General features: G+C 68.9%; 13 protein-coding genes and 1 pseudogene. 4 read left to right on the plus strand and 10 right to left on the minus strand.

The genetic code is table 11. From position 1 onward, the window contains the following. Window positions 1–131 precede the first annotated feature (131 nt). Window positions 132–683: a cysteine hydrolase family protein gene (locus ACH47Z_RS22915; protein WP_399076466.1), complete on the minus strand. Its 552-nt coding sequence runs from the start codon at window positions 681–683 to the stop codon at window positions 132–134. A gap of 53 nt (window positions 684–736) precedes the next feature. On the opposite strand from ACH47Z_RS22915, the gene ACH47Z_RS22920 reads away from it, so the two are divergent. From ACH47Z_RS22920 to ACH47Z_RS22935, 4 genes are all read left to right on the plus strand, one after another. Next, window positions 737–1,300 (plus strand): GNAT family N-acetyltransferase, encoded by a 564-nt coding sequence (locus ACH47Z_RS22920; protein WP_399076468.1) that lies wholly within the window; start codon window positions 737–739, stop codon window positions 1,298–1,300. 84 nt (window positions 1,301–1,384) lie between these two features. Beyond that, window positions 1,385–2,050: a Crp/Fnr family transcriptional regulator gene (locus ACH47Z_RS22925; RefSeq protein WP_399076470.1), complete on the plus strand. Its 666-nt coding sequence runs from the start codon at window positions 1,385–1,387 to the stop codon at window positions 2,048–2,050. Window positions 2,051–2,168: 118 nt separating this feature from the next. After that, window positions 2,169–2,321 (plus strand): hypothetical protein, encoded by a 153-nt coding sequence (locus ACH47Z_RS22930; protein ID WP_399076472.1) that lies wholly within the window; start codon window positions 2,169–2,171, stop codon window positions 2,319–2,321. A 17-nt stretch (window positions 2,322–2,338) separates the two neighbouring features. Continuing rightward, window positions 2,339–2,665 (plus strand): hypothetical protein, encoded by a 327-nt coding sequence (locus ACH47Z_RS22935; protein ID WP_399076474.1) that lies wholly within the window; start codon window positions 2,339–2,341, stop codon window positions 2,663–2,665. A gap of 10 nt (window positions 2,666–2,675) precedes the next feature. Here ACH47Z_RS22935 and ACH47Z_RS22940 read toward each other — a convergent pair whose 3' ends face one another. From ACH47Z_RS22940 to ACH47Z_RS22980, 9 genes and pseudogenes are all read right to left on the minus strand, one after another. Beyond that, a complete protein-coding gene (locus ACH47Z_RS22940) occupies window positions 2,676–4,139 on the minus strand; it encodes a type VI secretion protein (RefSeq protein ID WP_399076475.1) in 1,464 nt (487 codons plus the stop codon). A 15-nt stretch (window positions 4,140–4,154) separates the two neighbouring features. Next, window positions 4,155–5,567, minus strand: coding sequence for an ATP-binding protein (locus tag ACH47Z_RS22945; protein WP_399076477.1), 1,413 nt, complete (start codon window positions 5,565–5,567; stop codon window positions 4,155–4,157). A 14-nt stretch (window positions 5,568–5,581) separates the two neighbouring features. After that, the gene (locus ACH47Z_RS22950; protein ID WP_399076479.1) at window positions 5,582–7,141 is read right to left on the minus strand and encodes an SCO6880 family protein; all 1,560 of its coding nucleotides are present in this window, start codon (window positions 7,139–7,141) and stop codon (window positions 5,582–5,584) included. Further along, window positions 7,138–8,466, minus strand: a complete 1,329-nt coding sequence (locus tag ACH47Z_RS22955) for a hypothetical protein (protein WP_399076481.1) — start codon at window positions 8,464–8,466, stop codon at window positions 7,138–7,140. Before ACH47Z_RS22955 ends, ACH47Z_RS22950 begins: the two co-directional genes overlap by 4 nt. Beyond that, window positions 8,456–9,298: a hypothetical protein gene (locus ACH47Z_RS22960; RefSeq protein ID WP_399076483.1), complete on the minus strand. Its 843-nt coding sequence runs from the start codon at window positions 9,296–9,298 to the stop codon at window positions 8,456–8,458. The genes ACH47Z_RS22955 and ACH47Z_RS22960 overlap by 11 nt, the downstream gene beginning before the upstream one ends. 146 nt (window positions 9,299–9,444) lie before the next feature. Next, the gene (locus ACH47Z_RS22965; protein ID WP_009189392.1) at window positions 9,445–9,753 is read right to left on the minus strand and encodes a hypothetical protein; all 309 of its coding nucleotides are present in this window, start codon (window positions 9,751–9,753) and stop codon (window positions 9,445–9,447) included. Between the two features lie 384 nt (window positions 9,754–10,137). Next, window positions 10,138–10,640 (minus strand): annotated as a pseudogene (locus ACH47Z_RS22970) (hypothetical protein); the annotation flags it as partial. A gap of 150 nt (window positions 10,641–10,790) precedes the next feature. Further along, entirely contained in the window at window positions 10,791–12,146 is a 1,356-nt protein-coding gene (locus tag ACH47Z_RS22975; protein WP_399076485.1) for a peptidase S8, read from the minus strand. A gap of 275 nt (window positions 12,147–12,421) precedes the next feature. Further along, on the minus strand, window positions 12,422–13,027 hold the full coding sequence (locus ACH47Z_RS22980; protein ID WP_399076487.1) for a TetR/AcrR family transcriptional regulator: 606 nt from the start codon (window positions 13,025–13,027) through the stop codon (window positions 12,422–12,424). Between the last annotated feature and the right edge of the window lie 48 nt (window positions 13,028–13,075).

Genomic DNA, 13,075 nt, shown 5'->3' on the forward strand with positions numbered 1-13,075 from the left:
CCGGAAGCTAAGCCTCACAGCGCCGATGGTACTGCAGGGGGGACCCTGTGGGAGAGTAGGACGCCGCCGAACAAATTTTGAGAAAGGCCCACGCCATCCGGCGTGGGCCTTTCTGCGTTTCAGGAACCTTTTCAGAAGGTCACCTCGGCCGTGTTCACCGTCCCGCCCTTGCGGCCGGGTGCGTGCTGGCCGTTCCAGTAGAGGTTGGTGTGGGCGATGACCTGCTCGGGGGCCGGCGCGCCGTACTCGGTGAGGTCCTCCGTGGTGTGGGCGTCGGCGACCAGCGTCGCGTCGTAGCCCCGTGCGAGGGCGCCGTGCAGGGTCGATCGGATGCAGAAGTCGGTCTGGGCGCCCGTGACCACGAGGCGGCCCACTCCGCGCTCCGCCAGGACGGTCTCCAGGTCGGTGTCCTCGAAGGAGTCCCGGTATCGCTTGGCGATCAGGGGCTCGGAATCGAGTCGCTTCAGTTCCGGGACGTACTCCCAGATCTCGGTGCCCGGCACCAGCTCCTCGTCCTGGTGCTGTACCCAGAGCACGGGTACGTCCGCCGCGCGGGCCTCGTCGATGAGCGTGCCGATGTTGGCGATGACGTGCTCGCGGTTCGGTGAGCTCGGCACCATCACACCGTTCTGTACGTCGATGACCAGCAGGGCGGTATGCGGACGGTGAGGCAGTGTTGTCATGGCGTCCACAATATGGGATGCCGCTGACAACAAGGCCGCACTACGGTGAGGCCATGAGCAGCCATGACAGTCATGACTACGTCGTCCGCGCCATACGAGCGGACGACTGGCCCCGAGTGAAGCAGTTGCGGTTGGAAGCGCTGCGGGATCCGGTCGCGCATCTCGCCTTCATGGAGACCTATGAGGAGGGCGAGGCCAAGGCGGACGCCTTCTGGCAGGACCGGGCCGTGGGATCCGGTGAGGGGTCCACTGCGGCGCGGCAGTTCATCGCCGAGACGCCTGGTGGTGAGTGGGTCGGGACGGTGACCGTGATCATCGAGGAGGCCGGGACGAAGGACTGGGCGGGGCACGCCGTCGAGCGCCGGCAGGGGCATGTGGTCGGGGTGTACGTCCGGCCCGAGCACCGAGGGAACGGGCTGATCAAGGCCCTGTTCGACGCCGGCGTGGAGTGGGCCTGGGAGCGGGGCGCCGAGCGGATGCGGCTGCACGTGCACGAGGAGAACGCGCGGGCCCAGGGGGCGTACCGGAAGGCGGGGTTCGTGCCGAGCGGGGTAGAGATGGCGTTCTTCAAGGACGAGACGCAGAACGAGTTGGAGTTCGTGCTGGGTCGTCCCTGACCTACCCTGACCTCTCTGACCTTGTCTCTGCGCGGCATACATGGGGCATACCTAAGTCGAGTGTGGATTTGTACACTCAATCGCATGGGAAACCAGGCTCATTCGACCATCATGCAGGTGCTGCCCGCCGAGCAGCGGAAGGCCCTTCGGGCGCAGGGGAGCGAGGTCCGCTTTCCCGAGGGACAGGTCATCTTCTGGGAGGGGCAGCCTTCTCATTCGGTTCTCGTCATCGAGGAGGGCCATGTGAAGGTGACGCAGCGCGCCACGGACGGTGCGGAGGTCATTCTGGCCATCCGCGGGCCCGGCGAGGTGATGGGCGACGAGGGCGTGCTGATGGGGGAGCCCAGGTCGGCCACGGTCACGACCATCAGCGAGGTGGTGGGAGTCGACATCGCCGCCGGCGACCTGCTCCGGTTCGTGGAGGAGCAGAGGCTGTGGCCGGAGATGTACAGGGCCGCCGTACAGCGTCGTCGCCAGTCGGACCAGCAGGTGCTCCTGAGCCGGCTGGGGGTGCGCAACCGGCTGGCGCGCTGGCTGCTCGAGTTGGCCAACGAGATCGGTGAACAGTCGGACGACGGCTGGGTCCTGGCGGTGTCGATGTCCCAGCAGGACCTGGCCAGCCGTATCGGTGCGTCCCGGGATGCCGTGGCGATCGAGCTGCGGAAACTGCGGGATCAGAACGTCGTCAGCACCGGCCGGCGGCAGATCGTCCTGCACGACCTGGAAGCTCTCCGCAGATTCACGCTGTGAGCCAGGTAGACGCCCCTGCGCGTCTATGGAAAAGTACACACAGACACGCTGAATGATTCGTCTTGGGGGACGTATGAGTCTGCACGTTCTGGGTGCCGTGTGTATTGCTCTGGCGATCATGGGAGGGGGGTTGAAGATCAACGAGGTGGAGATCCCGCAGCTGTCCCAGCGGCGTATGGTCGCACTGGCCGTCGTCGGCTTCCTCTTCCTCGGGACGGGGCTGGTCTTCGATCAGTCGGGGGCTCAGTCGGTCATCGCGGCCATGAGGTAGCAGAAGGAGAAGGCGTCGTGGCGACAGAGGAGCTAGGTCCGTTTCAGGACATCTGGGATGCCTGGCAGGAAGCCCATGACGAGGTCACTCGCAAGCCCCTGTCCCACTTTCGGCGAGCCACCGACATCCAGTTCGACGAGCTCGAGGAGCATCTGGCCGCGGGAGACACCGAAGCCGCCGCTCGAGAGATGGTCGACATCGTCAGTATCGCGCTGAACACGATGCGGTGGCTCGGCCTCACGCCCGAGGAGATCGGCGAGATCGCCCGAGCCCGGGCCGAGCACAGGATGAAGGGCCAGGCGCATCAGATCCTCGCCAAGTACCAGGAGAGGTACGGCATCTGACGGCGGCGTGTCAGACCGGCAGGTCCTGGTGGGGCCAGCGGGAGCGGGCCTGTTCGCGGGAGCGGAGGAGGGCGAGGGTGGGGAGGCCCTGGGCGGGGCCGGTGGCGAGCAGGTCCGGGAGTCGGGGGAGCGGGGCGACGGCCGCGATGTCGTCCAGGACCAGGGTGAGTGGTGGGTCGAGCCGACCGGAGGATGACCGTTCGGCCATGCGCCGGCCACGCTCGACCACGCTTGAGACGAGGGCCGTCAGGAGCGGCATCGCACCCGGGTTGCTCCTGGGGTCCTCGATGGATTCACCGACCACATAAAGCGTGCCCCCTTCCTGGACGAAGGAATCCAGTGACAGGGCATCTGTTCGGTTCGGGGTGCAGGCCTCGCGGATGTTGACGGTGAAAAGGGCGGCGAGGGCCCGGCTGGTCAACTCCTGGGCGATGTCCCGGCGTTCCGGGTGTGCGGTGAGAGCGGCCTCGAGTTCGCCGGCGGCACCGGGGGCGGCCTTGGGATGGGTACGGAGGGTGCGTACGGCGTCCTGGATCTGGGTGCCCTGGGCCCAGCGGTGGACGTGGCGGATGGTCTTGCTCTCGAGGGCGGCGGCGTGGAGGTAGCTGCGCAGGAGTGTTATCGCCGTGTCCGCCACTGCCTGGTCGATCTTGGCTGTGGGTTGGACGGGGGCGAGGAGGGCGGTTGCTCGGTGCAGTGCCGTTTGCTTGTCCTCGCAGCCTGCTGTGGGGGACCAGTGGAGGCGGGCCGGGGTGTCGCAGAGATGGGTGGGGTCGTAGAGGAGGGTGGGGCCCAGTTTGGCTCTCGCGTCCTTTGTCTCCGCCCAGAGGGCTGGGTTCGAGGTGACGACGAGGGCGGGGCCTTCCGCTTCGCGTACGGCTTGGACTGCGGTCGTCCGGCGGCTCTCCCTGGGGGCGACGTGGATTTTTTCCCAGCCGCCAACCCGTTCGCCGTCGGCCGAGAGGCCGGGCAACGGCGCTTCCGGGGCCGCTTCCTGGAAGGCTTCCGTCGGGAGCGGCTCCGGCTCCTGCTCCTGCCTCGGCTCCCTGTGCGGCAGCGGCACCTCGTGTCCCGGCCCCTGCTCCTGCCGCACTGCGGCCGCCCTTCGCCTCCTCCCCGCCCGCCACCTCGCCACCGTGCCCATCACGAACACGGTGAGGACGATCAGGATCATCAGCTGGCCGATGAACAGGCCCCAGAACAGGCCCCAGCCGGACAGCTGACTCGCGGGGGTGTCCGGCCAGGCGCCGGTGATGTCGTGCGGCTGGGCGATCAGGTGGCGCATGGCCATGGGGGTGCGGGTGAAGGTGACGCCGGTGGGCCAGGCGCCCTGGGCGAAGAGGGCCCCGAGGCCCGTGGCCGTCCACACCAGCAGGGTCATGCCGAGGAGGAACGCGAGTATGCCGATCAGGAGGCCGTCGGGGATGCCGCCCTGGCCCTCCCGCCGGTCCGCACGGCGATCGTCCGGTCTCACGCCTGTCCCCTCCCGCTACGCCACCGTCGACTCGGAGTCGCCCAGATGCTGCTCCACGAAGGCCGCCGCCCGCTGCTCGGCCTCCAGCTCGGCGGCACGCAGCACGTCGTCGGCGACGAGGTCGCTGGAGGACTCGGTCATCGCGCGGTCGGTGAAGACCAGCGGGCGTTCCGTCTCCGTGACCAGGTGTTTGACCACCTGGACGTTGCCGTTGACATCCCATACGGCGATGCCGGGGGTCAGGGTGGGGATGATCTCCACCGCCCAGCGGGGCAGGCCCAGGACGCGGCCCGTCGCCCTCGCTTCGTCGGCCTTCTGGGCGTAGATCGTCCTGGTCGAGGCCATCTTCAGGATCGCGGCCGCCTCCTTCGCCGCCGCGCCGTCGATCACGTCGGACAGATGGTGGACCACGGCGACGAACGAGAGACCCAGTCGGCGGCCGAACTTCAGCAGCCGCTGGAACAGCTGGGCCACGAAGGGGCTGTTGATGATGTGCCAGGCCTCCTCGACCAGGAAGATGCGCTTCTTCCGGTCGGGGCGGATCCAGGTGTGCTCCAGCCACACACCGACGATCGCCATCAGGATCGGCATGGCGATGGAGTTGCGGTCGATGTGGGACAGGTCGAAGACGATCAGTGGGGCGTCCAGGTCGATGCCGACCGTCGTCGGGCCGTCGAACATGCCACGCAGGTCACCGTCGACCAGGCGGTCCAGGACCAGGGCGACATCGAGCCCCCAGGCCCGTACATCGTCTATGGCGACGTTCATCGCCTCCGCCGACTCCGGCTCGGGGTGCCGTAGCTGCTCGACGATGTCGGTGAGGACCGGCTGGCGGTCGACGATCGTCTCGTTGACGTAGGAGTGGGCGACCTTCAGGGCGAAGCCTGAGCGTTCGTCCAGGCCGTGGCCCATCGCGACCTCGATGATGGTGCGCAGCAGCGCGAGCTGGCCCGTGGTCGTGATCGACGGGTCCAGGGGGTTGAGCCGGATGCCGTGGTCCAGGGCGGCCGTCGGGTCGAGCCGGATGGGAGTTATCCCCAGTTCCTCCGCGATGAGGTTCCACTCACCCACGCCGTCCTCGCCCTGGGCGTCGAGGACGACGACCTGGCGGTCCTTGAAGCGCAGTTGCCGTAGGACGTAGGTCTTCTCCAGGGCCGACTTGCCGTTGCCGGACTCGCCGAGGACGAGCCAGTGGGGGGCCGGGAGCTGCTGGCCGTAGAGCTGGAAGGGGTCGTAGATGTAGCCCTTTCCGGAGTACACCTCGCGGCCGATGATGACGCCGGAGTCGCCGAGGCCGGGGGCGGCCGTGGGCAGGTAGACCGCCTGGGCCTGGCCCGTGGAGGTGCGGACCGGGAGGCGGGTCGTCTCGACCTTTCCGAAGAGGAAGGACGTGAAGGCGTCTGTGAGGACGGACAGCGGGTCCCGCATCAGCGCATCAGCCCCTACCTTCGGATTCCGGTGGCGAACGGAAGCGTGTTCACGAATGCCCGGTGGTGCTCGCGGTCGCACCACTCCAGCTTCAGGTACGACTTGCCGGCGGAGGCCCTTATCGTGCGCTTGTCGCGGTTGAGGGCCTCGGGGGTGCGGGCGGAGACGGTGATGTAGCCGACGAGGTTGACGCCGGCGGCGCCGCTGGCGAGGTCCTCGCCGCGCTGGTCGAGGCGGTTGTGGGCGGCGATGTCCCGGGGGTCGACGGTCCGGTTCATCTTGGCGGCGCGGGACGCCTCGGCCTCGTCGTTGGTCTTCTCGGTCAGCATGCGTTCGATGGCTACCTCGGTGGGCTCGAGATCCATCGTCACGGCGACCGTACGGATGACGTCCGGGGTGTGGACGAGGAGGGGCGCGAGGAAGTTCACGCCGACCGGGGTCATGGGCCATTCCTTCACCCAGGCGGTGGCGTGGCACCAGGGGGCGCGGGTGTTGGACTCGCGGGTCTTCGCCTGGAGGAAGGTGGGCTCCATGGCGTCCAGCTCGGCCGGCCAGGCGTTGCGCTGGGTCATCGCCTGGATGTGGTCGATGGGGTGGTCCGGGTCGTACATGGAGTGGATGAGCGAGGCGAGCCGACCCTGGCCGAGCGGCTGGCGGACGCGGATGTCGGCCTCCTGCAGGCGCGAGCAGATGTCGGTCAGCTCGCGGGCCATGACGACGGCGAGGCCGGCGTCGCGGTCCAGCTTGCGGCCGGACTGCGGGCGGGCGGCGCGGGCCATGGCCTGGGCCTCGGCGGCCAGTTCGCGGGTGTAGTGCATGCAGGCGACGAGGTAGGCGCGGTGCTGCTCGCTGCTGGTGGAGACCATGGACTGGAGCTGGTCGTAGGAGCGGGCCAGCCAGTCCGGGGCGCGGCCGTCGCCGCGCAGGGTGACGTCCTTGGCGTGGGCGTCGGGGTCGGCGGGGAGCGTACGGGCGAGCATCTGGAGGCGGGTGACGAAGCCGTCGCCGTTGGCCACGTGCTTGAGGAGGGTGCCGAAGCGGTCGACCAGGGCTTCCTGGTCCTCGGAGTCGCGCAGGCCGACGCCGGGGCCCTCGATCTCGATGGCGGCGGTGACGGTCTTGCGGTCGGCGTGCAGCAGTACGGCGATCTCGTCGGGCCCGAAGGGGGCGGCGAGCCAGCTGATGCGGCCGATGCCGGGCGGGGGCCCGATCTCGACCTCGCGGCCGTCGACGCGGGTGCCGGCCTCCATGGCGGCGGAGCGGTAGACGGCGCCGCGCTTGACGGTGCGCTTGTAGCTGCGGTTGATCTCGAACCACTTGTAGAAGGTGCGGCGCTTGTACGGCACGTAGACCGCGGCGAGCGCGAGCAGCGGGAAGCCGGTGAGCAGCACGATCCGCAGGGAGAGGACCGGGACGAGGAGGCCGCACATCATGCCGAGGAACGCGCCCGCGATGATCAGCGCGATCTCGCCGGACTCGCGGTTCCGGCCGACGATCGCGTTGGGCCGGGCGCGGCCGATGAGATACGTACGGCGGGGCGTGACCGGATGGGACAGATGGGACTCGGTCGTCAACGCCCTTCACCTCCTGAGCGGTTGTTGCGGGCGTTGCTGGCGTGCGGGGTGCTGGCCGGGCTGGGCGCGCGGGGCGCGGGCGTGGCGGAGGGGACTGCTCCGCCGCCGCCTCCGGAGGGGCGGCTGCTGTGGGCGGCGACGCCGCCGCTGGCGGGGTTGGCCGGGCGGGGGGTGCTGCTGCTCGTGCCGCCGCCGTTGTTGTCGGCGCGGGAGCTGTGGGTCTTGATGCCCTGGGCGACGAGGGTGGCGGGGGAGCTGATGACGGCGGCGGCCTTGCTCTCGGCGCCCTGCATGATGCGGTTGTTGCGGCCGTTGGCGATCTCGTCGCCGAAGCCGGGGACGAAGCGGTAGATCATCGCGCTGGCGAAGATGGCGAGCAGGATGATGGCGAGGCCGGAGACGACGGCGGAGAAGGAGTCGGGGCCGTTGCCGCTCGACAGCGCGCCGGCGAGGCCGAGGACGATCACGATGACCGGTTTGACGAGGATGACCGCGATCATGATCCCCGCCCAGCGCCGGACGTGTCCCCACAGGTTCTTGTCGACGAGGCCGGCGTAGACGACGGTGCCGAGGAGGGCGCCGACGTAGAGGAGGGCGGCGCGGATGACCAGCTCCAGCCAGAGGACGCCGGCGGCGAGGATGCTGACCAGGGAGACGACGATCAGCATGATCGGGCCGCCGCCGATGTCGGTGCCCTTGCCGAGGGCGCCGGAGAAGGTGCCGAAGAAGGTGTCGGCCTGGTCGCCGGAGGCCTTGGCGATGACGTCGGTCACGCCGTCGGTCGCGGATACGACGGTGTAGAGGATCAGCGGGGTGAAGGCGGAGGCGAGCACGGTGAGCCACAGGAAGCCGACGGCCTCGGAGATGGCGGTGGTCAGCGGTACGCCGCGTACGGCCCGCTTGGCCACGGCCAGGAGCCACAGCAGGAGCGTGAGGATCGTGGAGGCGGCGAAGACGATGGCGTACTGCTGAAGGAACTTCTCATTGGTGAAGTCGACGTTGGCGGTCTCCTTCACGGCCTTGCTGAGTTTGGTGATGGTCCAGGAGGCGGCTTCGGCGCAGCCTTTGGCGAGGGAGGAGAGGGGGTCCAGGGAGTCGGTGAGGGGGGCGTTGGTGGAGCCGGAGGATCCCTTGGAGCCGTTGTCCTTCTCGCAGAACTGCTTGGCGGCGTCATGGATCAGCGAACAGGCGTCGCCGCTCTTCGACGGGGACGGAGTGGGCGTCGGAGTGGGGGCGGCGAAGGCGCGGGCGGCCAGCAGCACCGTGGCAGTCTGCACGGTGCCGAGGATCGTCGCGAACCTGAGGACGCGGTGGTTAGCGCGCATACGTGAACCCTCCGTACTCCTCGACGGCCTTCGTCATCTGGTCAGCGGTGGACGCAGTCTGATCACGACCGACAGGCACGGGGCCTTCCTTCTGTTGGTCGCCGGCGATCTTCCAGTCGTTGTCGGCCCACTTCAGTACGTACGTCGTGGTGTACCAGCTCTCCGTCACCGGATTCTTGGAGGCCTCCCCGGAGAGACCGAAGAGCGAGGTGTACCAGACCTCGACCGTGGCCGTGTCCTGGCCCGAGGAGGTGACCTTGGTGCCCACCGGAATCGCCCGGGACACGAACGTCTGCCCCTTCGGCGCCGTGCCGTCCTTCGTCAGGCCGATGGTGGACAGGAACGTCCCGCTGGAGTAGGCGCTGTCCAACGCCGATTGTCTGGCGGCCGCCACGTCGGGTACGTAGAGCGCGCTGACGATCGCGTGCCGCCGCGCGGTGGTGAACATGTCGGCGGATCCCAGGGCCACCGAGTAGTTCGCCGCCGCGCTCTGCGCCCCCTGCTCCGTGTGGGCGAAGCCCGAGGGGATGCCGGTGGTCTTCGTGTCCACGGGGCGGGTGCCCGAGGGCGCTGTGGAGGACGTCTGCGGCGCGGAGCCCTTTGTCGTCGTGCCGTCGGCGCTGCTGTTGTTGCCGTCCCCTCGATTGGCAAACGCGATCGCCGCGATCAGCAGGACCACCACGCCCACCACCGTCACCAGGCTGCGGGAGGAGGAGCGGGTGGGGCGGCGGGGGGCGCCGCCGTAGGGGTCGTTGTCGGGGAGGCGGGTTCGGGTGGGGACCGGACCCGTGTCGCCGTAGTCGGGGTAGGACCCCTCGTCTCCGGGATTCATGGCGTGTGCGCCCCCTCACCCTCGTAGACATACGACGGTAGCCGTGCTGGTTCCCGCGCGGGCGCGGTGTGGTGACTCGACATCAGGGAAACGCAACCTCAGCCGGTGGGCACGACGGGTGGGAGGAGAGAGGGAGGAACGTGCGGTTACACCGCCATGCCGTACACGATCGTGAACAGCGTGCCGAGGGAGCCGATGATGAAGACTCCGGTGAGGCCGGCGATGATGAGGCCCTTGCCCTGTTCCGCGCTGAAGGTGTCGCGGAGGGCGGTGGCGCCGATGCGCTGTTTGGCCGCACCCCAGACCGCGATGCCGAGGCACAGGAGGATGGCTACGGCCATCACCACCTCGATCATCACCTTCGCCTCGTTGCCCAGGCTGCCGAAGGGGCCCCAGTTCGGGGCGATCCCGCCGATGATGGTGTTGATGTCTCCCTTGTCGGCCGCAAAGAGCATGTAAGTCACCGCCCCTGGTGGGTAGTTCCGCAAGGCCCCCGCGGTGTGCGGAGGTCAGGTCTCATTGTCGCCGACAACTTCGCGGTCGTATGTCGACTTGACGTCATTGACTGGCGGGTTTCGTACGAATACCTCGTACGGTCACTCTGTGTATCACGGCAGGTCACGCCGGGCAACGAGATCCGACCGGAACCTGTCGTGTGGTTCCGTCGTTGTCCTCCCTTACGACCTGGCACGGTTTCTGACGGCCGGTCGGGTGAGGCGTCGGGATGATGTTCTCATGGGGAGTGGGCGGAAAATGGACATGGGCCCCGGCGGCGGATGCCGTCGGGGCCCCATCATCTGCGGGGTTGACGCTCGGTCAATCGGCCGTCAGCCGGTGAAGGCCGCCGTGCCCTCCGGGGTGCCCCAGTCGACGGTCACGCCGTAGGAGTCGTGGACCGGGACGCCGGTCGCCGGGTCGGCCACGGCGGACACGTCGGCGATCGTGCGCTTGGCGCAGCCGGTGTCGGTCCGCCGGTTCGGCTTGGTGTCGTACGAGGAGCAGCCGGAGCCGTCACGTACGTCGACGCCCGGGTGGTTGAAGTAGGAGGAGTCGTACGACGTGTCCGACGAGGACTCCGAGCCGCCGTGGCCTCGACCAGCAGGACGGTCTGACTGACCTTCTTGAACCAGCTGTTGGAGGTGGTGCAGGAGGACAGGCCGTAGTACGAGCGGTACTTCGCCAGGTCGGCCGCGGCGTTCGGGTCGTCGTAGGCGTCCGGGAAGGCGGTGAGGCCGCCGGTCACCCGGAAGGAGTCGCAGGCGAGTTCGCCCTGGTGCTTGGGGGTGGCACAAGGCGTCGTGGTCCAGGTCGTCCGAGCGGACGGGGGCGCCGTCGCGTTCAAGGGAGTTGGACAGACAAGGGGGTGTTGGACAGGGAAAACGGGCCGCGGCCGGCTGCCGTGGCCCGTCTTCCTTTCCGTGCCGCCGAGGGGACCCCACGTCCCCCTCACACTGGCGGCTCCCCGTGACCCGACGGGGCGGATCAGGTGGTACTAGCTCGCGCTGAAGGCGCTCGTGCCCTCCGGGGTGCCCCAGCCGGTCGGGCCGTCGTAGCCCGTCCCGGCGTTGCAGAAGTAGTCCGTGTCGCAGGTGCCGTTGCTGCCGCTCGTCACGTCGTTGAGAGCGGAGGTGCCGGCCGCGTTGTACGGGTACTGGGCCGGGTAGTCGCTGCTGCCCGGGGTGCCGGCGAGGGCGTACACGCTCGCGATGATCGGCGAGGAGGCGCTGGTGCCGCCGTAGGTGTTCCAGCCGCTCGCCTGGTAGGTGTCGTAGACCGAGACGCCGGTGGCGGGGTCGGCCACGGCGGAGACGTCGCCGATCATGCGCGTCGAGCAGCCGCTGTCGGTCTGCCAGCTGGGCTTGGGGTCGTAGGCGGAGCAGCCGGAGCCGGTGCCCTCGGTGCTGGAGGTGTTCCAGACGGACTCGGTCCAGCCGCGGCTGCTGGAGTCCGTCGACAGGGAGGTGCCGCCGACGGCGGTCACGTACTGGGAGGCGGCCGGGTACTCGGCGCCGTAGGCGCTGTCGCCCGCGCTCGCGGTGATGGCGACGCCCGGGTGCTTGTAGTACGAGGTGTCGTACGAGGTGTCGGAGGAGGACTCCGAGCCGCCGTAGCTGTTGGAGACGAACTTTGCGCCCAGCTTGACGGCCTCGTTCACCGCGGTGCCCAGGTTGGCGTCGGACGCCGACTTGGCCTCGACGAGGAGGATGTTGCAGTTCGGGCAGGTCGCGCTGACCATGTCGAGGTCGAGGGACTCCTCACCGGCCCAGCCGCTGTCGGCGGAGGGGAGCGAGGTGGTGGAGCCGGTCTGGCTGACCTTCTTGAAGCAGCCGTTGGACGTGGTGCAGGACGGCAGGCCGTAGTACGAGCGGTACGTGGCGAGGTCGGCCGCGGCGTTCGGGTCGTCGTAGGCGTCCACGATGGCGACGGTCTCGCCGGAGCCGTTGGAGGAGGCGGCGTCGGTGAGGCCGTAGGCCGACTGGATGTCGCTCGGGCCGTATCCGGTGGGGGAGGCGGAGGAGGCGTTCGGCGAGACGGTCTTCGGCGCGACGCCCTTCAGGGCCGCCTGCTTCTCCATGAAGGCGGTGGTGCCGCCGGTGACGCGCAGGGCGTTGCAGGCGGCGTAGCCCTTCTTCGGGGTCGCGGCGCACGCCTTCTCGTAGCGCACGTGGGCCTTGGCGACCTGGGCGGCGATGGCCTTGGCGCTCACCTTGTGGGGGGTGGTGGCGGCTTCGGCGTGGGCCGCGGTGGTCAGACCGGCGGCGAGGAGCGCGGCGGTGGCCGCGGCGGCCGATCCGAACCGGCGCCATCTGCCGGATATGTGGGGGGAGTCGGGGGTGGACGTACGCAAGGTACAGCCTCCTGGAAGTGGTGGGCAGAGGCCTGCGGGTGTGGGGGTCCACCGGTGGGTGACCGGTGGGGGCGGCGGCCCGTGACCGACCATCGCTTGTTGAGTACGCGACAACAAGGGGCTTTCGGAATCCTGACTACCGCATTGCTCACGGGGGTTGGGTGCTTACTGATCAATGACGGGCGGATGGCCATGGGCTGGCCGGGCCTTGACCCTGTGCACAGCACAGCCACAAGGCGTGGCTACGCGCGTAACTGATGTGGAGCCGAGGCGCGTTACCGCGGCCGGAGTCCGTTCAGCAGGAGATGCACGTGCTCGTCCAGGCCACTCATGGCTTCCTCGGCGTCGAGCGCGCAGCCGGCGATGAGGGCGGCGAGGCCGTGCAGGCTCGCGGCGACGACCATGGTGATCCGCTCGGGGTCGCCCGCGATGATCTCCCCTTGCTCCTGGGCGTCGGCGATCATCCGTGCGAAGGAGCCGAGGGAGTGGTCGACGGCCGCGGCGAGCTGGGCGGAGCTGTCGGGTTCGTGCTTGCGCGTGAACATCAGCTCCAGCAGCTCCGGGTTGTCGACGGCGAAGCCGAGGTAGGCGCGGGCGACGGCGGCCATGCGGTCCTCGAAGGTCCGGCTGAGCCGGCCGGCGGCTGTGTCCAGGGCGTGGTTCAGCCGCTCGTACCCGTCCAGCGCGAGGGCGTCGATCAGCGCCTGCTTGTCCTTGAAGTGCCGGCCCGGTGCGGCGTGGCTCACACCGGTGTCCCGGGCCAGCTCGCGCAGCGACAGTGCGCCGACCCCCTTCTTGCGCAGGGTGCGCTCGGCGCTCTTGAGCAGGGCGGCGCGCAGGTCTCCGTGGTGGTAGGGGCGGCTTATGGACTGGCGCGACATGCGCACCATCGTATCCCGATGTTGTCATTGACAGCATTGTTGTCGGCG

Origin of the sequence: Streptomyces sp. NPDC020192, assembly GCF_044388685.1 — a bacterium.
Taxonomy (GTDB): domain Bacteria; phylum Actinomycetota; class Actinomycetes; order Streptomycetales; family Streptomycetaceae; genus Streptomyces.